Consider the following 23,445-nt stretch of genomic DNA (forward strand, 5'->3'; position numbering starts at 1 on the left):
TATCGACGCCCACCGGCCGGCACAGGCCGGGGCCGCCAGCGGACCATGTCCCGGTCCGCCACGACAACGATCGCCCGCCACGGGCAAGGAGACTAGACATGCAGACCGATCAAGCCGGCGCCGCCCTGGACGCCGTGCTCACGCGCCTGAACACAGCGCTGGGCAACAAGGACATCGACGGCGTCGCGGCCCTGTTCCAGGATGACTGCTACTGGCGCGACCTGGTGCTGTTCACCTGGAACATCCGCACGCTCGAAGGCCATGGCCAGATCCGCGACATGCTGCAACACCAGCTGTCGCAGGTGGAGCCGGTGCGCTTCAGCCTGGATCCGAAGGAAACCGTGTCGCAGGAGGCCGGCCTGCTGCAAGGCTGGATCGAGATCGAGACCAACCGCGCGCGCGGCTACGGCCACATCCGCGTCCAGGACGGCAAGATCTGGACGCTGCTGACCACCATGTCCGAACTCAAGGGGCACGAGGAACCCAGCGGCCTGCGCCGTCCCAAGGGCGCCGAACACGGCAGCAGCCGCACGCGCCAGACCTGGCTGGAAAAACGCGAGCAGGAAGCCGCCGAACTGGGCTACCAGACCCAGCCCTACGTGCTCATCATCGGCGGCGGCCAAGGCGGCATCGCGCTGGGCGCACGCCTGCGCCAACTGGACGTGCCGACCATCATCATCGAAAAGAACGAACGCGCCGGCGACAGCTGGAGAAAGCGCTACAAGTCCCTGTGCCTGCACGACCCGGTCTGGTACGACCATCTGCCCTACATCCCCTTTCCTGAGAACTGGCCCGTCTTCGCGCCCAAGGACAAGATCGGCGACTGGCTGGAGATGTACACCAAGATCATGGAGCTCAACTACTGGACCTCCAGCGTCTGCCAGTCGGCCCGTTACGACGAGCAGAAACAGGAATGGGAGGTCACGGTGCTGCGCGAGGGCAAGCCCGTGGTGCTGCGGCCCAAGCAGCTGGTGCTGGCCACCGGCATGTCCGGCAAGCCCAATGTCCCCACCTTCCCCGGCCAGGACGAATTCCAGGGCGAACAGCAGCATTCCTCGCAACACCCCGGTCCCGACGCCTACCGCGGCAAGAACGTGGTCGTCATCGGCGCCAACAACTCCGCGCACGACATCTGCGCGGCGCTGTGGGAAGGCGGGGCCAACGTCACCATGGTGCAGCGCTCGTCCACCCACATCGTGCGTTCCGACACGCTGATGGACATCGGCCTGGGCGGCCTGTATTCAGAGCAGGCGCTGGCCAATGGCATGACCACCCGCAAGGCCGACCTGACTTTCGCGTCCCTGCCCTACAAGATCATGGCGCAGTTCCAGATCCCGCTCTACGACCAGATGCGCGAACGCGACGCCGGGTTCTACGCCAAGCTCGAAGAGGCCGGCTTCATGCTGGACTGGGGTGATGACGGTTCGGGCCTGTTCATGAAGTACCTGCGGCGCGGCTCCGGCTACTACATCGACGTCGGCGCCTGCGATCTGATCATCGACGGCAGCGTCAAGCTGCAGTCACGCACCGACGTCAGCCACCTGACACGCGACGCCGTGGTGCTGAAGTCCGGCGTCAGCCTGCCGGCGGACCTGGTGGTCTATGCCACCGGCTACGGCTCGATGAACGGCTGGGCCGCCGACCTGATCAACCGCGAGGTCGCGGACAAGGTCGGCAAGTGCTGGGGCCTGGGCTCGGACACCACCAAGGACCCAGGCCCATGGGAGGGCGAGCAGCGCAACATGTGGAAGCCCACGCAGCAGGAAGCGCTCTGGTTCCATGGCGGCAACCTGCACCAGTCGCGGCACTACTCGCAGTACCTGTCCTTGCAGCTGAAGGCGCGGCAGGTGGCCGTGCCGGTGCAGGTCTATGGCTTGCAGGAAGTGCACCACAAGCGCTAGGCGCCCGCCCTGCGTCCCATAGGGGCGGGCTTGCGCCCGCCCCGCCGCCGAGGTAAATTGTTGACAATCTTGCGTCACACGGCGCTTTTTTCCGAATTTTTCTTCCCATAGCGGAAAGATTGTCAACACAATGAGCAAGGTGCTGACCCTGCCCGGCGCCGCCCCCGGCGACAACGAGACGCTTGCGGAACACATATTCCGCAAGATCCAGTCCGCCATCGTCAAGGGTGAAATCGCCCCCGGCAGCAAGATTTCCGAGCCCGAGCTGGCCCGCATCCATGGCGTCAGCCGCGGCCCGCTGCGCGAGGCCCTGCACCGCCTGGAAGGCCAGAAGCTGCTGGTGCGCGTGCCCCACGCCGGCGCCCGCGTGGTGTCGCTGTCGCAGCAGGAACTGTCCGAACTCTATGAAATCCGCGAATCGCTGGAAGGCACGGCCTGCCGCCTGGCCGCCGAACGCATGCCGCCCTCGGAAATCGCCGAGCTGCGCGCCGTGCTGGAAGCGCACGAACGCGATGAAGCCTTCCAGGCCGGGCTGGGCTATTACCAGCAGGAAGGCGACTACGATTTCCACTACCGCATCGTCAAGGGCAGCGGCAACCAGATGCTGTTCCGCATGCTGTGCGACGAGCTCTACCAGCTGGCGCGCATGTACCGCATCCAGTATTCGACCACCCCCAACCGCCCCCGGCAGGCCTACGCCGAACACCACCGCATTCTGGATGCCATCGCCGACGGCGATGGCGAGTTGGCTGAAATCCTGATGCGCCGCCACATCCGCGCATCCCGTATCAACATCGAACAGCAGATCGCGCAGGGCAACCTGCAGCGCACCGAGGCATGAACCAAAACTACCGCAAGCCCCTGCCCGGCACCCGCCTGGACTACTTCGACACCCGCGCCGCCGTCGAGGCGATCTCGCCCGGGGCCTACGACCGCCTGCCCTACACCTCGCGCGTGCTGGCGGAAAACCTGGTGCGCCGTTGCGATCCGGCCATGCTGACCGACGCGTTGAAGCAGCTGATCGAGCGCCGCCGCGATCTGGACTTCCCGTGGTTCCCGGCGCGCGTGGTCTGTCACGACATTCTCGGCCAGACCGCGCTGGTCGACCTGGCCGGCCTGCGCGACGCCATTGCCGACAAGGGCGGCGACCCCGCCAAGGTCAATCCGGTGGTGCCGGTGCAGCTGATCGTCGACCACTCGCTGGCCGTGGAATACGGCGGCGACGACCCCGACGCCTTCGCCAAGAACCGCGCCGTGGAAGACCGCCGCAACGAAGACCGCTTCCATTTCATCGACTGGACCAAGCAGGCCTTCCGCAACATCGAAGTCGTGCCGCCGGGCAATGGCATCATGCACCAGATCAACCTGGAACGCATGTCGCCCGTCATCTACACGCAGGACGGCGTGGCATTCCCCGACACGCTGGTCGGCACCGACAGCCACACGCCGCACGTGGACGCGCTGGGCGTGATCGCCATCGGCGTGGGCGGCCTGGAAGCCGAGAACGTCATGCTGGGCCGCGCCTCGTGGATGCGCCTGCCCGACATCATCGGCGTGGAACTCACCGGCCGCGCGCAGCCCGGCATCACCGCCACCGACATCGTGCTGACCCTGACCGAATTCCTGCGCAAGGAGAAGGTCGTGGGCGCCTACCTGGAGTTCTACGGCGCAGGCGCCGCCAGCCTCACGCTGGGCGACCGCGCCACCATCTCGAACATGGCGCCCGAGTACGGCGCCACCGCCGCGATGTTCTCGATTGACCAGCAGACCATCGACTACCTGCGCCTGACCGGCCGCGAGGACGAGCAGATCGCCTTGGTCGAGAACTACGCCAAGACCACGGGCCTGTGGTCCGACAGCCTGAAGCAGGCCGAATACGAACGCGTGCTGCGCTTCGACCTGTCCAGCGTGGTGCGCACCCTGGCCGGTCCGTCCAATCCGCACCGCCGCCTGCCGGTCAGCGACCTGGCCGAGCGCGGCATCTCCGGCGTGGTGGAAAACAATCCCGGCCAGATGCCCGACGGCGCCGTGATCATCGCCGCCATCACCAGCTGCACCAACACCAGCAATCCGCGCAACGTCATCGCCGCCGGCCTGTTGGCGCGCAACGCCAACCGCGCGGGCCTGACCCGCAAGCCCTGGGTCAAGAGCTCGCTGGCGCCGGGATCCAAGGCAGTCTCGCTGTACCTGGACGAAGCCGGCCTGACGCCGGAACTGGAACAGCTGGGCTTCGGCGTCGTGGCCTTCGCCTGTACCACTTGCAACGGCATGTCGGGCGCGCTGGACCCGGTCATCCAGCAGGAAATCATCGATCGCGACCTCTACGCCACCGCCGTGCTGTCCGGTAACCGCAACTTCGACGGCCGCATCCATCCCTATGCCAAGCAGGCCTTCCTGGCCTCGCCGCCGCTGGTCGTGGCCTATGCCATTGCCGGCACCATCCGCTTCGACATCGAGCGCGACGTGCTCGGCACGGACGCCGCCGGCCGCGAGATCCGTCTCAAGGACATCTGGCCCAGCGACGAAGAGATCGACGCCGTGGTGAAGTCGGCGGTCAAGCCCGAGCAGTTCCGCAAGGTCTACGCCCCCATGTTCGGCATCCAGGACGACCGCAAGGCCGCCGTCAGCCCGTTGTACGACTGGCGTGCGCAGAGCACCTACATCCGCCGCCCGCCATACTGGGAAGGCGCGCTGGCAGGCGAGCGCACGCTGCGCGGCATGCTGCCGCTGGCCGTGCTGGGCGACAACATCACCACCGACCACCTGTCGCCATCCAACGCCATCCTGATGGACAGCGCCGCGGGCGAATACCTGCACAAGATGGGCCTGCCCGAAGAGGACTTCAACTCCTACGCCACCCACCGCGGCGACCACCTCACCGCGCAACGCGCCACCTTTGCCAACCCCAAGCTCTTCAACGAAATGGTGAAGAACGCGGACGGCACGGTGAAGCAAGGCTCGCTGGCCCGCGTGGAACCTGAAGGCAAGGTCATGCGCATGTGGGAAGCCATCGAAACCTACATGGACCGCAAGCAGCCGCTGATCATCGTGGCCGGTGCCGACTACGGCCAGGGCTCGTCGCGCGACTGGGCCGCCAAGGGCGTGCGCCTGGCTGGCGTGGAAGCCATCGTCGCCGAAGGCTTCGAACGCATCCACCGCACCAACCTCATCGGCATGGGCGTACTGCCCCTGGAATTCAAGGCGGGCGTGAACCGCAAGACGCTGGCCCTGGACGGCACCGAAAGCTATGACGTCATCGGCGAGCGCAAGCCGCGCGCCGACCTGACGCTGGTGATCCACCGCCGCAACGGCGAAACCGTCGAAGTCCCCGTGACCTGCCGCCTGGACACGGCCGAAGAGGTCTCGATCTACGAAGCCGGCGGCGTGCTGCAGCGCTTTGCCCAGGACTTCCTGGAAGCTTCCGGCGCCGACAAGAAAGCCGGCTGATCCGCCATAGGCGGGACGGGCGCCGCGGCGCCCGCCCCAACACCCATCATCAGGACTGCCCCATGACCCATGCTCCCCAGACCAAGATAGCCGCCACCTACATGCGCGGCGGCACCAGCAAAGGCGTGTTCTTCAAGCTCGACGACCTGCCCGAGTCCGCGCGCGTGCCCGGCGCCGCGCGCGACGCGCTGCTCATGCGCGTGATCGGCAGCCCCGATCCCTACGGCAAGCAGATCGACGGCATGGGCGCGGCCACCTCCAGCACCAGCAAGACCGTCATCATCGGCAAAAGCACGCGCCCCGACCATGACGTGGACTACCTGTTCGGCCAGGTCTCCATCGACCAGCCCTTCGTGGACTGGAGCGGCAATTGCGGCAACCTGTCCGCCGCCGTCGGGCCGTTCGCCATCACCAACGGCCTGGTCGACCCCGCCCGCGTGCCGCAGGACGGCGTCGCCGTCGTGCGCATCTGGCAGGCCAACATCCAGAAAACCATCATCGCGCACGTCCCCATGACGGGCGGCGCGGTGCAGGAAACCGGCGACTTCGAACTGGACGGCGTGACCTTCCCGGCGGCTGAACTGCGCCTGGAATTCATGGACCCGGCCGAGGAAGGCGACGGCGGTTCCATGTTCCCCACCGGCAAGCTGGTGGACGACCTGGAAGTGCCTGGCATAGGCACGTTCAAGGCCACCATGATCAACTCCGGCATCCCCACGATCTTCCTGGACGCCGAAGCCTTGGGCTACCGCGGCACCGAACTGCAGGACGACATCAACGGCGACGCCGCCGCGCTGGCGCGCTTCGAGACCATCCGCGCCCACGGCGCGCTGCGCATGGGCCTGATCAAGACACTGGAAGAGGCCGCCAGCCGCCAGCACACGCCCAAGGTCGCCTTCGTGGCGGCGCCCAAGGAATACGTGTCCTCCAGCGGCAAGAAGATCGGCGCGGGCGACATCGACGTGCTGGTGCGCGCGCTCTCCATGGGCAAGCTGCACCACGCCATGATGGGCACCGCGTCCGTCGCCATTGCCACCGCGGCGGCGGTGCCGGGCACGCTGGTCAACCTGGCCGCGGGCGGCGGCGAACGCGACAATGTCTGCTTCGGCCATCCGTCCGGCACCTTGCGCGTCGGCGCCGAAGCCCAGCTCGTGGACGGCGAATGGAAGGTCACCAAGGCCATCATGAGCCGCAGCGCCCGCGTGCTGATGGAAGGCTGCGTGCACGTGCCGCGCGAGGGGTTCTGATTTTTTCAGTCCAAGAGCCGGCGGGAGACTCGGCCCGCCGGCGCACCACGAGCTCAACCCTATTTTCAATCAATTTTTTTCATTTCCCCTAAAAACGCCCATTTCTCCTCCCCACTTCTGGCCCAAAGCCACATCTTCTTGCAGCCCTTGTCAGGAATAAAAACCTTGAAGGTCGCGAGATCCTGGCGCTCGACAATTGTGCCTACGCATCCCTCCTGACGGATTCGTCCCGTCTCACGGAAAACCCCATAGATTTTCCCATCGGGATATCTTTCAGACCATAACCCCTCATCATTTTTTGCCCAAACGCGAATACCAGCCTTATCTCCGTATGGGTAATCAAAGCTGAACTTGGTCGGCGGTTCCAATTTCTGCGGCCTAAGCGGCAATAAAAACAAAGCCAAGACTACTGCGCCAGAAACAGCGACCGAACACACACCTCCTCCAGGCCTAACCGAACAGGTAGGCTTTACGGCGGATGAAAGCATAGATAATTCGCACATTGGAAAATCCGAATTGGGAAGCAATCTTTCCTGATTCAAATCACTTGGCGAATACGCTCTTTCAACGCGGAATTTTGCCCAAATATATGAAGCAAAAACAATCAACAAAACCAATCCGCACCAAAATAAAAAACTCTCTCGCAACGAAGGCAACGATCCCATAACCGGATTTGTAACAACGCCCCAGCCTTCCACAGATTTCAATCTAAAAATGCCTCCATACTCGTATATCAATGCTGGCAGATAATTAACAATACCGTGCGAAAAAAACAACAACATCAGAATTAGGACACCGAATCCTATCGAGCGAAGCATCCCTGAAGAAACAGGTCTCTTGGCGGCATACTCCACCACTAGACCACACGCAATTGTCATCACCAGAAAGATAAGCGACGCGGAAATAGAAAACCCTATCGCAACATCAACTTTATTCCACGTTGGAACAGCCCCCAATAGGAGAATTTCCCCAGCCGTAGTCAGCACTGTTTTCGTACTAAGCATACCCAAGATCGCGCCCAGCGTTGCAAACCCCCAAACCTCAGCCATGGTGTGCACGGTATCACCCCAATAGCGCCCTCGCGCGCGACGCGTCATCAATGTCCGATAGGCATGGTGAAAAACCAGAAAGCTCAGCCCCATAAAAATAGCAAAAAAACACAGCAGCACTGGAAAAAAATACATATCTGTCTGCACACAGGCAACTAACTCATTCCAAAAAATCTGGTTATTTTTCGCCGTGTCACAGGAAAGTCTTATAGGTTGTGGTAACGAGGAGGCCACTCTGACAATTATCAATCCGGCGGCGAAACAAAATAGCCGATCGACGCGCGCCCACCCTGCGCCGGTCACAAGCCGCTCAAACCTGTCGCGCGCAGAAGGATGAAATGAACGCAGCAACCGAAAGGCGAACGGCTTATCCTGAGCTAGCCGCGCCAGGTTATCGGCAATGCCTTGCCTGTAGCCATGTTGTGCCGCTCCCTCATCAGCCATGAACTCGCGCAAACGCATCATGTGGCGTAGGATAAGGCCAATCACCAAAGCACTAATCGCTGAGGGAAAACCTGCCACACCTATCACAAGCACGTTCGGGCCAACCCCTCTGGCGACATCTAATCCTGCCTCTTTCCAAGAAGGAATTTTTTCGACGAACTGACTCCAAAAGTATGCTTGGCTCAATGAAAAATTGATAACTAACAATAGACAATAGGCAATAAACGTATACCAGGTTCCAATCAGCAACAGAGTATCTCGCTTCGCCAAATGCATACACTCATGTGCGAGAATTGCCGCCGCTTGCGCCGGTGCCTTCCTCCACAGCAGCCTGAGGCCACCTCCCATAATGACGTACTGCCTGGGAAAACTCAGAACACAGCAAGCATTGGTATCTGTAAGGTTGGATGTTGTAAGAAAGAGAGGGCTACGCTTTACTACACCCTGGGCGATGCTGCTTGCCCCAGCATCCAACGCTGCATCTGTATCTGACAGCTTGCTGGGCCTGACGCGGGATAGCAGCCGACGCAGGCGAAAATAGCCGATCGCCCCCGCCAAGCTCAACACCAGCACCACTTGAACCGCGCTTTCCAATACTGACCATCGCGCGTCTCTGCTACTGTTTCCCGTCCACCAAGTCAACCAAAACGCGCCCAAATCCCTTTGCTGCGTGGCGTCTAGGACCATATAGGCCCATATAAGCAACAAGCCGATTCTCGTGTCATCAACGAGTTGGAGTTGATTGAGTCTTGCCGGAATCGTCATCACTAGCTCCTAAGAACTGCGCGATAAGCGCATCGGCCAATGACTCCGCTGTTCGAGGGCTAAGTTTACGTGCGACGGCAGCGTGAACAATAGCCACGCGGATCTGTTGCGCCGAGACAGAAATGCGATTTGACATAGTGGGGGCAGTGGACCTCACCGCGCGGCGATCTAATGCTTTTTTGAGAGCATCCTTACCTACATCCAATAGCGCGTCAAAAATTTTCGGCCAGATAGCCTGTATCACTGGAGCCGCCACACCAAACAGTGCCCCCGCCATCAATGGTATTTCGCTGGCGTCAAACGCCCCTGGTTGCCTGCCTATTTCCGCAGTAGCCATGCGTCGCGCTTCAATGATATCTGGCAGAAGCTCATATTCGGCGGGCTCTTCCTCCTCAAGTACTTTCCCGATAGCCTGCCACACCCGGAGCTCTCCTTCGCTTATTTTCATTATTTTCCCCGTTAGTCATTCGGCTCGATCTTGGATGAACCTCAGAGAAGCACTTCCCAAAATTAAGAAAGGCCTTCAAAAGTTTATATAAGCTCCTTTGCTATCACCATAGTTATAGCTTCCTAGTTAAAAATTACGTCTATCCAGTTGTTCCAGCGTCAACGGCAAGACCACGCTGCTGTCTCTGTTTCTACGATAAGAAGTCGCAGGTTAAGGCAATGCATAGCCATTTCGCTAAATTTTCCGGCAGAGTTCTAGCCGACCGCCGGCTATCTACACGATGAAGAACGGGGCTTTCAAGCCCCGTTTTTTTGTCCTGCGCAAGCACCTCAGCCCTGCGCTCCCGCCGCCTCCAGCAGGCGCACAACCTCGACCTGTCCGCGCTCGCGCGCATGGCGCAGCGGCGTCACGCCCTTGCCGTCGGCCAGGTTGACGGCGGCGCCGGCGTCGATCAGCCGCTTGACGATCGCCAGGTGGCGCGCGCCGCCGTCGCCCAGGATCACGGCTTCCAGCAGGCCGGTCCAGCCCAGGTTATTGACATGGTCCGGGTCCACGCCGGCGCGCAGCAGCATGTCCACCACCTCGACGTGGCCGCGCTCGCAGGCGGGAATGAGCGCCGTGCCGCCATAACGGTTGGTGCTTTTCAGGTCGGCGCCATGCGCCAGCGTCAGCGCCAGGATCTCGCGATAGCCGCGGGCGCCGGCCAGCAGATAGGCGCTGTCGCGGATCGAGTTCTGCGCGTTGACGTCGGCGCCGGCCTCGATCAGGGCGCGGGCCGCCTCGACATGATTGCCCTGGGTGGCGCGCAGCAGCGGCGTATTGCCTTGCGCGTCGCGCGCATTGACGCCGGCGCCTTGCTCAAGCAGCTGCTTGACGCGGACCGCGTCGCCGTTGCCTGCGGCGGTCAACAGCGCAGTGTCCGGGGCTGCGGCAGCGGCCGCTCCTCCCATCCCCAACAGGAATGCCGCCAGCCAAAGGCGGCCCGCACGAAAGATAGACATCGATGTTTCCTCCAGATCAACAGCCTGAGGCCGGCCGGATGGACTCGCGGCCCCGTGAGATTCCAAGTATGGCGGCCGGCCCAAGTATTATGAAATTAATTGGCTTGATAGATTCGAGTGGACATCCCAATGCTAGATCCCGTCCTGCTGCGCAGTTTTCTTACCGTCGTGGACACGGGCAACTTCACCCGCGCCAGCGAACACCTGCACCTGACGCAATCCACCGTCAGCCAGCACGTCATCCGGCTGGAAGAGAACCTGGGCTGCCGCCTGCTGGACCGCACGCAGCGCCATGTCCTGCCCACCGAGGAGGGCGAGCGCCTGCTGGGCTATGCGCGCAGCATCCTGCGGCTGGCTGAGGAGGCGCGCGAAAACGTGGCCGCCGCCCAGGCCAGCGCCGTGGTGCGCGTGGGCGCGCCCGAGGATTTCATGGGCGCCACGCTGATGCCTACCCTGGCCGCCGTGGAAGCGGCCTATCCGCGCCTGCGCGTGGAAGTCGAAGGCGGCCTCAGTCATCAGCTGCTGCGGCGCTACCGCGATGGCGAACTGGACCTGCTGCTGGTCAAGCAATGGGAAGTGGACGCCGATTGCGATGCGCACTGGCCCGAACCCCTGTGCTGGATCACCGCCCGCGATGCGCCGCCGCCCGCGCCCGACACCGCCGTGCCGCTGGTGGCCTTTCCGTCCGGCGCGCTGTACCGCCAGGAAATGACCGCCATGCTGGAAACCAGCGGCAAGCCCTGGCATGTGCGCTTTTCCAGCCCCAGCCTGCCCAGCCTGAGCGCTGCCGTCGCCGCGGGACTGGGGATCAGCCTGCTGCCTGCCGCCTGCGCCAGCGCCGAACACCGGCTGCTCACGCCCGAGGAAGGATTTCCGGCGCCGCGCGGCCTGCACTTGTCGCTGTATGCGCGCTCGCGGCTCAGCGACGCGGGTCACGCGCTGCGGCGCGCATTGCAGGACTTCTGCACGCAACGCGCCGCGCAGGTCACGCCGCCGGCGTGACGCCAGCGTATGCCCGAGCCGCCTCGCCCACGGGTTCGCCCTTGCGGAACAAAGCGCGCTGGCTCGGCACCGCGGCAACCGCGGCGGCGCCGTTGGGCACGGGCAGCACCACGAAGGTCGCCTCATTGCCCACCTGCAGGCCGTACCCGTCCAGGCCCAGCACCGCCGCGCCCGCATGCGACGCCATGTGCAAGGCCGTCAACAAATCGTCGTCCGTGTAGAAGCCCGAGCGGTAGCCGATCAGCATCGCACGCTGCAGCATGTCGCCATTGCCATAGGGCCACCAGCAATCCTGGATGTTGTCATTGCCCGTGAATACGCGCACGCCCGCCGCGCGCAGCGCCAATACCGGCGGAAAGGCCCGGTCGCCTGGCGCGTTCGTCATGATCGCCACGCCGGCGTCGGCCAGCTTGCGCGCCACGTCCTGCAGCGCCCCCTGGCCGACGTCGCCCAGTGCATAGGCGTGGCTGATGGCGACTCGACCCGCCAGGCCCAGCGCCTGCGCGCGCGCGGCAATGCGCGCAATCTGCGCAACGCCCTGCTCGCCCGGCTCATGCAGGTGGATATCGATCTTGGCGCCCAGCCGCTCAGCGATGCCGAACACGCAATCCAGCTGGCCTTCGGCATCGCCGTCCAGCGTGGAGGGATCGATGCCGCCCACTACCCCGGCGCCTTCGCGCACGGCCGCTTCCAGCCATTGCGGCGTGCCCGGACAGGACATCACGCCGGCCTGCGGGAACGCCACCAGTTCGATATCGACAATGCCGCGCCATTTCTCGCGCGCCGCCATGACGGCATGCAGATTCGCCAAGCCGGTCGTGGCGTCCACGTCCACGTGGCAGCGCATCGCCACCGTGCCGAACGCCGCGGCTTGCGCGATAAGGACATCGGCGCGCCCCTCGATGGGCGGCGCGGCCGCAAGCTCTTCTTTCTCGATGGCCAGCCGTTCGCGCAGGCTGTCCGCGGGCCGGTGCGGCCGCCAGCGGTCGCCGACGAAACTCTTGTCCAGATGGATATGGCCGTCGACAAAGCCCGGCAGCACCAGGTGTCCGCGCAGGTCGGTCACCTGCGCCGCGCCCAGGACGGGCGGCTCGGCGCCCAGCGCCAGGATGCGGCCATCGCGCACGTGCATGTATAGGGGATTGCCGTCTGCTCCCACGGCATTGAGGTATACGCGGTCTGTCATGTGTCGTCTCGGTCTTGCGCGGCCACGCCGTACGCATGGCCCGGGCTTGCGTACACCTTATCGGATGGCGCGCACGGCGGCCAATTAAGTGTTGCGATACCCGCCAATGCGATTCGCGATACCCGCGCATGCACGCCTGGCGGACGCAAGCTGGACTAGCGCGGGGTATGTCCCTATACTTGGCGCCTGTTGTAGTTCATTACGCATGCAGCCAGGCGATGCACATCGCTGGAAGCATCCATCACACGGCCGCGCACAGCGGCCCGGCGTGTAACGCCGAAACACCCACACCCAGCCGTAAAGGCTGCGGAACAAAACTCCTGCTTACCAGGCAGGACCATCGCTCGCCGCATCGGGCAACGTAAAAAAGCAACCAGCGTTCTGCGCTATGCGGCGGCAAGACACCTATACGGTGTGCCTTATTGCTGTCCGTCCGCGGGCGTGTCCAGTCACGTCCGCGCCGGGCAGGCATGCGATCGCGCCTACGGCCGCTCGCCTGGTGTTTCGGCTGCGTCAAAGGGGTTTGCCGCCCATCGCATCCCGCGGAAACGGCCTTCATGCAGCCATGACTGTCCGTCATGAACACGCTGTCAAGGAGAAAGGACGAAGACGATGCAAGAGACAGAATTCTTTCAGCTATCCGCCACCACCGCCATCCTGCTGCTGGTCGGGTTCTATGGCGCGACGTTCCTCATGTCGCTGCTTATCGGCCAGAAGAACGAAAACGTCGATGGCTACATGGTGTCGAACAACGCGGTCGGCTTCGGCCTGTCCACCGCCAGCATGATCGCAACCTGGATCTGGGCCGCATCGTTCTACGCCAGCGCCACCTCGGGCTACAAGTACGGTCTGTCGGGCCCCTTGCACTACGGCTTCTGGGGCGCGCTGATGATTCTCTTCATCTATCCCTTCGGCAAGCGCTTCCGCAAGCTGGCGCCCAAGGCGCATACGCTGGCCGAAGTCATACACGCGCGCCACGGCACCTCCAGCCAGATGATCATGGCGGTGTCGAACATCGTGGGCAGCTGCATCAGCCTGATGGTGAACTTCACGGCGGCGGGCGCGCTGGTCTCGATCCTGAGCCCGCTCACCTTCATCCAGGGCGTGCTCATCGCCGGCCTGGGCGTGCTGTCGTACACGCTGTGGTCGGGATTCCGCACTTCCGTAATGACGGATTTTGCGCAGCTGGCCGCCATGATCATCGCGGCGGTGGTCATCATCCCGCTCATCTTCTTCAACGCGGGCGGACCCGACGTGCTGTCGGAAAACATGTGGCGCCTGAGCGCCGACCAGGCGGACTTCTATTCCACCCGCGCCATCCTGGAACAGGGCGCGCCCTATTTCGTGGCCGTGCTGGCCTACGCCATCGGCAACCAGACCATCGCCCAGCGCCTGTTCGCGGTGCGCGAAGACCTGATCAAGCCCACGTTCCTGACGGCCACGGCGGGATATGGCGCCGTCGTGATCGGACTGGGCATGCTGGGGCTGCTGGCGCTTTTCGTCGGCCTGGAGCCCGCCAACGGCGACATGAACAACATCATCCCGCAGATGGCCTCGACCTACCTGCCGCCCTTCGGCATTGCGCTGTTCTTCCTGCTGGTGGTGGGCTCGCTGTCTTCGACCGCCGACTCCGACCTGGCCGCGCTGTCTGCCATCGTCATGACTGATGTTTACGCCAAGAACCTGGCCGGCGGCCGCCCCGATCCGCGCCGCATGCTGTGGTGGGGCCGTATCACCATGATCGTCGCCACGATGATTGGCGTGATATTCGCCAGCCTGCGCCTGGATATCCTGGTCATGCTGGTGTTCGTCGGCGCGCTGTGGGGCGCCATCGTTTTCCCCGTCATCGCCAGCTTCTACTGGGACCGCGTCGACAACCGCGCCTTCGTCAGCGCCGTGCTCAGCGCGGTTATCCTGTTCACCGTCGTGCGCTTTGAATTGCTGCCCATCACCGGCGCGGTCGCCGTGTTCTTCGAGATCTGCTCGGCCATCGGCGGCGGCGTGGTGCTGGGCCTCATGACGTTCGGCTTCTTCGGCCGCACCGCGGCGCTCGCCGTGGGCGCCCTGGGCATGCTGGTCATGCTGCCCGTGTTCGTAGGCACCTTGCGCGAGTACATCGTCCTGATGGGCTCGCTGACCGCCTACGGCGTCAGCGCCACGGTCTGCGCCGGTCTCAGCCTGCGCAACCAGCAGCGCTTCGATTTCAGCCTGTTGGCGGACCGCGTAACTTCCTTCCAGGAAGCGCAGGACGCCCTTTCCGCACCCGCCGTGCAACGCCCCGAAATCCAGCCGGCCCAAGGCTGAGCATCCATTCAGCAACAAGGAGACTGATATGTGGTTGACGTTCTACTTCCTGGTGTGGCCCGCCATTTCCGCCCTCATCCTGGCGCTGCTGTGCGTGACGCTGTGGCGGGACATCCGCGCTGCCAGGCGCAGCGGCCAAGCGATGGTCTGAGGCCGTACGCTGGGGGCCGTTACATTCACGCCAGCCGCAACGGACGCTGGGCCTGCGACTGCGCTTCAAGGTAGACCGCGTGCGTGTCCGCCACGAAGCGGGACAGGGCGAAGTCCCGCACTGCCTTTTCCCGCGCCGCGCGCCCCATGGGACCCAGTAGCTGCGGTTGCGCCAGGATCTCGCGCAGCACGCCTGCCACGGCCTCGGGCGTGCGCGCCGGGACCACCCAGCCGTCCAGCCCGGGATACACATTCTCGGCCAGCCCGCCGGCATTGCTGACGATGACCGGCACACCCATGGCCATCATCTCGCGGCACGCGAACGAGATGGTCTCCATCTCCGAGGACAGCACAAAGCCCACGTCCAGCGCGTCCACGAACGACCGCACGTCGTCCAGCAGGCCCGCGAAGATCACCTGGTCTTCCATGCCCAGTTCGCGCACCCGCCGGCGCTGAGGTTCGCCGGGAGGCTCGCCAGCGATCATGATGACGATACGCGCCCGCAGCTCGACAGGCAGCAAGGACAGGGCCTCGACCATGTCCGGCCAGCGCTTGTAGTCCGCGGTGCCCGCATTGCTGCCGACCACCAGCCGGCCCGCGTGCGCAGCCGGCAGCCAACGGCGGCGGGCTTCAGCCCTCGCCTGCGGCGCGGGGGGCATGAACCGCTCCACGTCCACGCCATTGCGCACGGTGCGCAGGCCGCAGCGCCCGAATGCGCTGCCCGCCAGCTTGCGGCGCGTGTGCTCGCACACGCAGATGACGCGGTCCGTCGCCAGCCGGGCGCGCAGCGTCGCGCCCAGGCTGCTGGCGATCCGGTCGTTGTGCTGCGTATACACCACCGCAGGGCTGTCCGCCCCCAGCCCCAAGCCTGCCAGCATGCACACACGATGGTCGGCAGAACCGTTGACGTGCGCGATGTCGAAGCGTTCCTGCACCAGCAGCCGCCGCAGGCGCCGTGCATTGGGCAGCGCGGCCAGCAGGCCGCCGCGGAAATCCAGCGCTTCGACCCGCACGCCCGGCATCGCCAGGGCCGTCTTGAACAGCCGGCTGTCTGGCGGCGCCGCCACGACGATATCGTGCGCGCCGCGCAGCGCGCCGGCCAGCGATAGCACATACGTGGTATGCCCGCCGCCATCGCCGCGATGGAAATTGGTGTACAGGATCTTCATCGAGCAACGCCGGTTCAGGCCCTGGACGGACCGGTCCCCGCGGCCGCCATCCGCGCATATCCCCGTGCACGTTTCGGCGCGCAAGGTGCATAATGCGCCGCAACGGCAATTTCATCGTTGGCCGTTTCAAAGCTCTTCGAGACAGATTTTCGAGCACTCACGGATCGCTCCTTGTGTTTCAGCGCCGCCAAGCGGGAACTTGGCAGACACGCTGAACTCTACGCAGTCGGCAATTACAGAAGCCGGACCGACTCATTACATTTGTGCAAGGAATGCGAGGCGCCCCATGCGTATCCTCTTGATCGAAGATGAAAGAAAGCTCGCGGACTACGTCCGCAAAGGATTGACCGAGCACAACTACGTGGTCGACATCGCCCGCGACGGTATCGACGGACGGCACGCCGCCATCGAGGGCGATTACGACGTGGTGGTGCTGGACGTGATGCTGCCCGGCGTCGACGGTTTCGGCGTGCTGGCGGACCTGCGCAAGCACAAGGAAACGCCGGTCCTGATGCTGACCGCCCGCGACAAGGTGGAAGACCGCGTGCGCGGCCTGGAAGGCGGCGCGGACGATTACCTCGTCAAGCCTTTCGCCTTTTCCGAGCTGCTGGCGCGGATCCAGGCCCTGCTGCGCCGCGGCCGCGGGCAGGAGTCGACGCTGCTCAAGCTTGCCGACCTGGAGATGGACCTGGCGCGGCGCAAGGCGCAACGCGGCGGCATGCGCCTGGACCTGACCGCCAAGGAATTCACGCTGCTGACGCTGATGCTGCGCCGCCACGGCCAGGTGCTGTCCCGGACGGTGCTGGCCGAGCAAGTCTGGGACATGAACTTCGACAGCGACACCAACGTCATCGAAGTCGCCGTGCGGCGCCTGCGGGCCAAAATAGACGATCCGTTCGAAACCAAGCTGCTGCATACCGTGCGCGGCATGGGCTACGTGCTGGAGCTGCGCGAAAAATGAAGCTGCCGCGCATCGCGTCGATGGAAATCCGCCTCACGCTGCTGCTCGGCGTCATTGCGCTGGTGGTGTCCAGCATCGCCGGCTACACCTTGTTCTGGGCCTTGAAGCGCGAGGTGCAGCGCCAGGAGATCACCGAGGTGGCCGGCAAGCTGGAACTCATCAACCACCTCATCGGCATGCAGACCACGCTGGCGCAGATGCAGGATCTGCGTAGCGCCCTGGACAACATCATGGTCGGTCACGGCAATCTCAAGACCTGGATCACGCTCGCCGACGGCAGCGTGTTCTACGGCGAGGCGCCACCCGTGGACGTGCGGCCGCTGTCCGGCCGCGAGATCAGGCTGCACTCGCAGGACGGCTGGAACATGCGCGGGCTGCGCGTGCCGCTGGAAGGCACGCTGCTGCCGGGGGCCGAGCTCACCGTGGCCGTTAACCTGCGCCCTGGCACGCAGTTCCTGTATGCCTTCGCCACCGCGCTGGTCCTGATCTGCGCCACCTGGGTCGGCGCCACGCTGGTGCTGTCGGCATGGGCGGTGCGGCGCTCACTGTCGCCCATCCGCCGCCTGTCCCAGCAGGCCGCCCGGATCCAGCCGGACAATCTTGCCGTGCGCCTGCCGGAACAGGGCATAGACCGCGAGCTGCGCGAATTCACCCATACCTTCAACGGCATGCTGGGCCGGGTGCAAACGGCCTACCAGCAGATGGAAGGCTTCAACGCCGACGTGGCGCACGAACTGCGCACGCCCCTGGCCACGCTGATCAGCGGCGCCGAGGTCATCCTGTCGTCCCCCCGTTCCGAGCAGGAGCTGCGAGAGGTGCTGGAATCCAACCTGGAGGAGCTGGAAGGGCTGAAGGCGCTGGTCAACGACATGCTGTTCCTGGCCCGCGCCGACGGCGGCGAACCAGCGGGGGACCTGCAGGAAGTGGACGTGCGCCGCGAGGTCGCCCGCGTGGCCGAGTACTACGAAGCCGCGCTGGACGAAGCCGGCGTGTCCATGACCGCGCACGGCGCCGCCATCCTGATGGCCAACCCGCGGCTGTTGCGGCGCGCCATCGCCAACCTGCTCAGCAACGCCATCCGGGCCACGCCACGGGGACGCGGCATCGACCTCTATTGCATCACCCGGCAAGAGGAGATCGAGATCAGGGTCAGGAACCCCGGCGCGCCGATCGCAGCCGAGGCGCTGCCGCGCATCTTCGACCGCTTCTATCGCGGCGACGATGCCCGCAGCCGGCGCGCCGACGGGCACGGCCTGGGCCTGGCCATCGTCCGCGCCATTGCCCGCATGCACGGCGGCAACGCGTTCGCGCGCTGCGGCGGTCAGGGCACCGAGGTCGGCTTCACGCTGTCCCGGACGCCGAACATTACAGGAAAGTAATCCTCCCGACAGGTTGCGGTGTGGAGCGCGTCACTAAAGTGGCGCCTCCTACCCCCAATTCGAGTCTAGAGGATACGCATGAAGAAACTGGTGAAACTCGCACAAGGCGCCGTGGCCGCGGGCGTCTTTTTGCTTTCCTTCGGCGCCATGGCTGCCCCCGGCCACGGCGCGGGCCACGGCGGCGGCCATGACGCCGCCGCCCCCATCGGCAAGCCCGGCAACCCCGCCAAGGTCTCGCGCACGATCGTGGTCGACATGACGGATGCAATGCGCTTCACGCCGGACAAGATCGACGTCAAGGCGGGCGAGACCATCCGTTTCAAGGTCACCAACTCCGGCAAGATCCGCCACGAAATGGTGCTGGGCACCACGGCAGACCTGAACAGCCACTACCAGATGATGCTCAAGGACCCGGGCATGCGCCACGAGGAGCCGAACTCCTTGTCCCTGGAAGCGGGCAAGGCCGGCGACATCGTCTGGACCTTCGACAAGGCGGGAACCGTCGCCTTCGCCTGCCTGGAGCCCGGACACTATCCCGCCGGCATGAAGGGCGCGGTTTCCGTCAAGTAATCCACTGCCGGGATGCCGGTCCGGCTACCGGGGAGATAGAGCATGAGTAGAGCAGTTTCGAATCCGCGCCGCCGGTTTGTGCAGGGCCTGGCCACGGGCGGCGCGCTGGCCGGCATGGGTCTGTGGAGTCCGTCATCATGGGCGCAGGCCGGCGCCGCCCGGCAGAGCGTGCTGTCGGGCACCGAGTTCAACCTGGAGATCGGCGAGAGCCCCGCCAATTTCACTGGCGCTCCCCGCATCGCAACCACGGTCAACGGCATGCTGCCCGCGCCCACGCTGCGTTGGCGCGAAGGCGACCGCGTCACGCTGCGCGTCACCAACCGCCTGCGCGAAGACACCTCGATCCACTGGCACGGCATCATCCTGCCCACCGGCATGGACGGCGTTCCCGGCCTGAGCTTTCCCGGCATCGCGCCCGGCGAAACCTTCACGTACCAGTTCGACGTGGGGCAAAGCGGCACGTACTGGTATCACAGCCATTCCGGCTTCCAGGAACAAACGGGACTGTACGGCGCCATCGTCATCGACCCCAAGCGCCCGGACCCGGTGCGCGCGGACCGCGACTATGTGGTGCTGTTTTCCGACTGGACCGACGAGGATCCCATGAGCGTGTTCCGCAAGCTCAAGGTGATGCCCGACTACTACAACTACATCCAGCCCACCGTCGGCAGCCTGATCGACGACGCCGAAAAATCCGGCTGGAAGAATGCGCTGAACGAGCGGCTCATGTGGCAGAAGATGCGCATGAACCAGACCGACCTGGCCGACGTCTCGGGCGCAACCTATACCTTCCTTACCAATGGCAAATCGCCGGCCGGCAACTGGACCGGCCTGTTCCGTCCGGGCGAACGGATCCGCCTGCGCTTCATCAACGGGTCGGCCATGACCTACTTCGACGTGCGCATCCCCGGACTGAAGATGACGGTGGTGGCCGCCGACGGCCTGGCCGTGCGGCCCGTGGAGGTGGAAGAGTTCCGCATCGCTGTGGCCGAGACCTATGACGTCATCGTCGAACCGCAGGACGAGCGCGCCTACACGATCTTTTCGCAGGCCATGGACCGCTCCGGCTATGCGCGCGGCACGCTGGCCCCGCGCGAGGGCATGCAGGCCGAGATCCCGGCGCTGGACCCGGTGCAGGTGCTGACCATGATGGACATGGGCATGGCGCACGACATGCCCGGCATGGACATGGGCGGCTCGCAAGCGGGGGGAATGGACCACGGCGCTCAGGGTGCGATGAACCATGGTGCTCAGGGCGGCATGAATCACGGCTCCATGGCCGGCATGGACCACGCCGGCATGGCAGGAATGGCAGGCATGAACCATGGCGCGGACGGCAACGAAGGCGGCATGGTCGAGGTCAAGCATCCCTACCCCGCCGAGTACAGTCCCGCCAACTCCATGGTGCCTGACATCGTTTCGACCCGGCTGGACGATCCAGGCGTGGGCCTGCGCAACAACGGCCGCCGCGTGCTGACCTATGCTGACCTGCACTCCATGGTCGAACCCGCGGACAACCGCCCGCCGACTCGCGAGATCGAACTGCACCTGACCGGCAACATGGACCGCTACATGTGGTCGTTCAACGGGCTGAAGTTCACCGAGGCCAAGCCCATCGTGCTCAAGTATGGCGAGCGCGTGCGCTTCGTGCTGGTCAACGACACCATGATGACGCACCCCATCCACCTGCATGGCTTGTGGAGCGACCTCGAATCCGCCGACGGCAATTTCCAGGTGCGCAAGCACACGATCAGCCTGAACCCGGCGCAGCGCCTCACTTACCGCGTTAGCGCGGACGCGCGCGGCAACTGGGCCTATCACTGCCACTTGCTGTTCCACATGGAGGCCGGCATGTTCCGCGCGGTCGTCGTGGAATAGGGGGAATAATGAGAACAACGACATCCAGAATGCACTGGTCCGGGCTCGTCGCGGGCGCCGCCCTTCTTACGGCCGCATCCGGACTGGCCCAGGCGCAGGCGCCGGCCGGAACGATGGACGGCATGGACCATGGCTCGATGCAAGGCATGGACCACAGCTCGATGCCTGGCATGAACCATGGATCGACGCAGGGTCAGAATCCGACCTCGACGAAGAGCATGGCCCCCGGTTCAATGAAAGGCATGGACCACGGCTCGATGCAAGGCATGGATCACAGTTCGATGCCGGGCATGGATCACGGCGCCATGCCCGGCATGGACGAATCCCCGCCCAAAGGCCCGCCGGTGGGATCCCTGCCCTCCAGTGACGGCAGCACGGAGCAGCGCTACGCCGCCTACCGCATCCATCCGCACATGATGGACAACGTCGTCACCAGCCATCTGCTGTTCGACAAGCTTGGCGTCGCCTACGACCGCAACGAACAGACCAGCCTGCAATGGGACGGCCAGTTCTGGATCGGCCGCGATCTGAACAAGCTGTGGATCAAAAGCGAAGGCGATCGCCTGAACGGCAGCACGGACGCCAAGATCGAGGCCTTCTGGAGCCACACGATCTCGCCGTTCTGGGACCTGCAACTCGGTGCGCGGCGCGATTTCGGCACGGGACCGAAGCGCAACTGGGCGGCGTTCGGCGTGCAAGGCGTGGCGCCCTACGGCATCGAAACCGAAATCACCGGCTACGTCGGCGGATCCGGCAGAACCGCGCTGGCGTTGAAGGCGGAATACGACCTGCTGCTCACGCAGCGCCTGATCCTGACGCCTGAAATCGAAGCCAGCCTGAACGGCAAGAATGACGAGGCGCGCGGCGTGGGTTCCGGGCTGTCGGACGCATCGTTCTCCTTGCGGCTGCGCTACGAGGTCACGCGCGAATTCGCCCCGTATGTCGGCGTGTCGTTCGGACGCAAGTTCGGCAAGACCGCCAGCTACGCCAGCGAAGCCGGAGAAAGCCGTTCCGAACGCGCGATCCTGGCGGGCGTGCGCATCTGGTTCTAAGTATCGCCGGCGCCGCAACTCGCGGCGTCGGCCAGAACTTTTTCAACTGCTACGCCCGCATCCGCGCGATCTGTGCTGAAACACGGCCGTTTCCGTCCGAACATTACAGGAATGTAAACCGCCAGCAATGTGACGGTCAGACGCGCCTCCCTATAGTGGCCCCTTTGTCCACACAGCGGCGGAGCGGCAATGCTTGAAGCGATGGATCTTGGTTGCATGCGCGCGGAGCGCCCGCTGTTCAAGCAACTGGCCTTGCAGGTGGCGCCCGGCGAATGCCTCTTCGTCCACGGACGCAACGGCAGCGGCAAGACCAGCCTGCTGCGCATTCTGGCGGGCTTGGCGCAGCCCGCTCGCGGCAAGGTGCTGTGGCAGGGACTCGGCATTTCGCAACTTGGCAGCAACTATCGCAGCCAGTTCTTCTATGTGGGCCATACCGATGGCCTCAGTGGCGAACTCAGCGCCATCCAGAATCTGCGGGCGCTGCAAGCCGCAAGCGGACACGCGGACCGGCCCGCTGCCATTGCGTGCGCGCTGCGCGAGGCAGGCCTCGCAGGCAAGGAGCATCTTCCCGTCCGCGCCCTGTCGGCCGGCCAGAGGCGGCGGGCGGCCCTCGCCCGCCTGCTTGCCGAATTCCGCCCCCTTTGGATTCTCGACGAACCCGTGACCGCCCTGGACGCCACCGCTCACGCGTGGCTGGCGCGCGCCATGGATCGCCATCTGCGCGATGGCGGCGCGATCGTGGCGACGAGCCATCAGGCGATCGCGCTGGACCATGCGCACAAGCAGATCCGGCTTGGCTCCTAGCGCATGAGTTCCATGCCGAAATTGCTCGCAGCCATTGCGCTGCGCGACCTGCGCATCGCCCAACGGCGCGCCAGCGACACGCTGACGCCGCTGGCCTTCTTCCTGGTGGCCGCCAGCCTGTTCCCCCTGGCGGTCGGCCCCGAGCCGGAAACGCTACGCGCCATTGCGCCAGGCGTGCTCTGGGTGACGGCCTTGCTGTCCTGCCTGATGTCGCTGGGCCGCCTGTTCGAGGCAGACCATCGCGACGGTTCACTGGAGCAGTTGATACTGTCCGCCGCGCCCTTGCCGGTGATCGTGCTGGGCAAGGTAGCTGCCCACTGGCTGCTGTCCGGTTTGCCGCTGACCTTGCTTGCGCCCGTGCTGGGCCTGCAATTCGGCCTGGATGCCGCCGCCCTTCTGATCCTGACGCTGGGCCTGGCCATCGGCACGCCCGCGCTTGGCCTGATCGGCGCCATAGGCGCGGCGCTCACCTTGACCGCGCGCGGCGGCGGCGCGCTGCTGGCCCTGCTGGTGCTGCCCCTCTTCATTCCCATTCTGGTATTCGGCGCGGGCGCTGTGCAGGCAGCGCAAAGCGGCCTGGGCGCGAATGCGCACCTGTCGCTGTTGGGCGCCGTGCTGGCCTTGTCCCTGTTCCTCGCGCCGCTGGGCGCGGCCGCCGCCCTACGCATCTCGCTTGAATGAGGAACCC

General features: G+C 64.6%; 19 protein-coding genes. 14 read left to right on the plus strand and 5 right to left on the minus strand.

The window, feature by feature from the left end; all coding sequences use genetic code 11:
* The first annotated feature begins 98 nt into the window (after positions 1-98).
* The 4 genes from HV793_RS03195 (at position 99) to prpF (ending at position 6,595) form a co-directional block, all read left to right on the plus strand.
* On the plus strand, positions 99-1,901 hold the full coding sequence (locus HV793_RS03195) for an NAD(P)/FAD-dependent oxidoreductase (protein WP_175180555.1): 1,803 nt from the start codon (positions 99-101) through the stop codon (positions 1,899-1,901).
* A 130-nt stretch (positions 1,902-2,031) separates the two neighbouring features.
* On the plus strand, positions 2,032-2,742 hold the full coding sequence (locus tag HV793_RS03200) for a GntR family transcriptional regulator (RefSeq protein WP_175159902.1): 711 nt from the start codon (positions 2,032-2,034) through the stop codon (positions 2,740-2,742).
* A complete protein-coding gene (acnD, locus tag HV793_RS03205) occupies positions 2,739-5,348 on the plus strand; it encodes a Fe/S-dependent 2-methylisocitrate dehydratase AcnD (protein WP_054452082.1) in 2,610 nt (869 codons plus the stop codon). Before HV793_RS03200 ends, acnD begins: the two co-directional genes overlap by 4 nt.
* A gap of 62 nt (positions 5,349-5,410) precedes the next feature.
* On the plus strand, positions 5,411-6,595 hold the full coding sequence (gene prpF / locus HV793_RS03210) for a 2-methylaconitate cis-trans isomerase PrpF (RefSeq protein ID WP_175212648.1): 1,185 nt from the start codon (positions 5,411-5,413) through the stop codon (positions 6,593-6,595).
* 65 nt (positions 6,596-6,660) lie between these two features.
* On the opposite strand, the gene HV793_RS03215 is transcribed toward prpF, so the two are convergent.
* The 3 genes from HV793_RS03215 to HV793_RS03225 all read right to left on the minus strand — a co-directional run bounded on the left by HV793_RS03215 (position 6,661) and on the right by HV793_RS03225 (position 10,302).
* Positions 6,661-8,853 carry a M48 family metalloprotease gene (locus HV793_RS03215; protein WP_175212649.1) on the minus strand — a complete coding sequence of 731 codons (2,193 nt, stop codon included), beginning with the start codon at positions 8,851-8,853 and terminating at the stop codon, positions 6,661-6,663.
* Positions 8,813-9,301, minus strand: a complete 489-nt coding sequence (locus tag HV793_RS03220; protein WP_175212650.1) for a hypothetical protein — start codon at positions 9,299-9,301, stop codon at positions 8,813-8,815. Before HV793_RS03220 ends, HV793_RS03215 begins: the two co-directional genes overlap by 41 nt.
* A gap of 329 nt (positions 9,302-9,630) precedes the next feature.
* Positions 9,631-10,302 (minus strand): ankyrin repeat domain-containing protein, encoded by a 672-nt coding sequence (locus HV793_RS03225; protein ID WP_175212651.1) that lies wholly within the window; start codon positions 10,300-10,302, stop codon positions 9,631-9,633.
* 129 nt (positions 10,303-10,431) lie between these two features.
* On the opposite strand from HV793_RS03225, the gene HV793_RS03230 reads away from it, so the two are divergent.
* Positions 10,432-11,304, plus strand: coding sequence for a LysR family transcriptional regulator (locus HV793_RS03230; RefSeq protein ID WP_054452085.1), 873 nt, complete (start codon positions 10,432-10,434; stop codon positions 11,302-11,304).
* Here the strand turns inward: HV793_RS03230 and HV793_RS03235 are convergent.
* Positions 11,288-12,490 (minus strand): amidohydrolase family protein, encoded by a 1,203-nt coding sequence (locus HV793_RS03235; RefSeq protein WP_175180553.1) that lies wholly within the window; start codon positions 12,488-12,490, stop codon positions 11,288-11,290. The two genes, HV793_RS03230 and HV793_RS03235, sit on opposite strands and share 17 nt — an antisense overlap.
* 612 nt (positions 12,491-13,102) lie before the next feature.
* Between HV793_RS03235 and HV793_RS03240 the strand changes: the two genes are divergently transcribed.
* On the plus strand, positions 13,103-14,794 hold the full coding sequence (locus tag HV793_RS03240) for a sodium:solute symporter family protein (RefSeq protein ID WP_054452087.1): 1,692 nt from the start codon (positions 13,103-13,105) through the stop codon (positions 14,792-14,794).
* Positions 14,795-14,822: 28 nt separating this feature from the next.
* A complete protein-coding gene (locus HV793_RS31025) occupies positions 14,823-14,945 on the plus strand; it encodes a putative transporter small subunit (RefSeq protein ID WP_208949752.1) in 123 nt (40 codons plus the stop codon).
* A 25-nt stretch (positions 14,946-14,970) separates the two neighbouring features.
* On the opposite strand, the gene HV793_RS03245 is transcribed toward HV793_RS31025, so the two are convergent.
* Entirely contained in the window at positions 14,971-16,113 is a 1,143-nt protein-coding gene (locus tag HV793_RS03245) for a glycosyltransferase (RefSeq protein WP_175212652.1), read from the minus strand.
* 286 nt (positions 16,114-16,399) lie between these two features.
* Here HV793_RS03245 and HV793_RS03250 point away from each other — a divergent pair, with 286 nt between their 5' ends.
* From HV793_RS03250 to ccmB, 7 genes are all read left to right on the plus strand, one after another.
* Entirely contained in the window at positions 16,400-17,074 is a 675-nt protein-coding gene (locus HV793_RS03250; protein WP_119450383.1) for a heavy metal response regulator transcription factor, read from the plus strand.
* Complete coding sequence (locus HV793_RS03255) at positions 17,071-18,453, plus strand: heavy metal sensor histidine kinase (RefSeq protein WP_054452090.1); 1,383 nt, start codon at positions 17,071-17,073, stop codon at positions 18,451-18,453. The genes HV793_RS03250 and HV793_RS03255 overlap by 4 nt, the downstream gene beginning before the upstream one ends.
* Before the next feature lie 78 nt (positions 18,454-18,531).
* A complete protein-coding gene (locus HV793_RS03260; protein ID WP_175212653.1) occupies positions 18,532-19,023 on the plus strand; it encodes a cupredoxin domain-containing protein in 492 nt (163 codons plus the stop codon).
* 42 nt (positions 19,024-19,065) lie between these two features.
* Positions 19,066-20,901: a copper resistance system multicopper oxidase gene (locus HV793_RS03265; protein ID WP_175212654.1), complete on the plus strand. Its 1,836-nt coding sequence runs from the start codon at positions 19,066-19,068 to the stop codon at positions 20,899-20,901.
* A gap of 233 nt (positions 20,902-21,134) precedes the next feature.
* On the plus strand, positions 21,135-21,953 hold the full coding sequence (locus tag HV793_RS03270; protein ID WP_370881503.1) for a copper resistance protein B: 819 nt from the start codon (positions 21,135-21,137) through the stop codon (positions 21,951-21,953).
* Between the two features lie 189 nt (positions 21,954-22,142).
* On the plus strand, positions 22,143-22,757 hold the full coding sequence (ccmA, locus tag HV793_RS03275; protein ID WP_175212655.1) for a cytochrome c biogenesis heme-transporting ATPase CcmA: 615 nt from the start codon (positions 22,143-22,145) through the stop codon (positions 22,755-22,757).
* Positions 22,758-22,769: 12 nt separating this feature from the next.
* Positions 22,770-23,438, plus strand: a complete 669-nt coding sequence (gene ccmB, locus HV793_RS03280) for a heme exporter protein CcmB (RefSeq protein WP_175212656.1) — start codon at positions 22,770-22,772, stop codon at positions 23,436-23,438.
* The last annotated feature ends 7 nt before the right edge of the window (positions 23,439-23,445 follow it).

It is taken from the genome of Achromobacter aegrifaciens, from assembly GCF_902859965.1.
Classification (GTDB): Bacteria; Pseudomonadota; Gammaproteobacteria; order Burkholderiales; family Burkholderiaceae_B; genus Achromobacter; species Achromobacter aegrifaciens.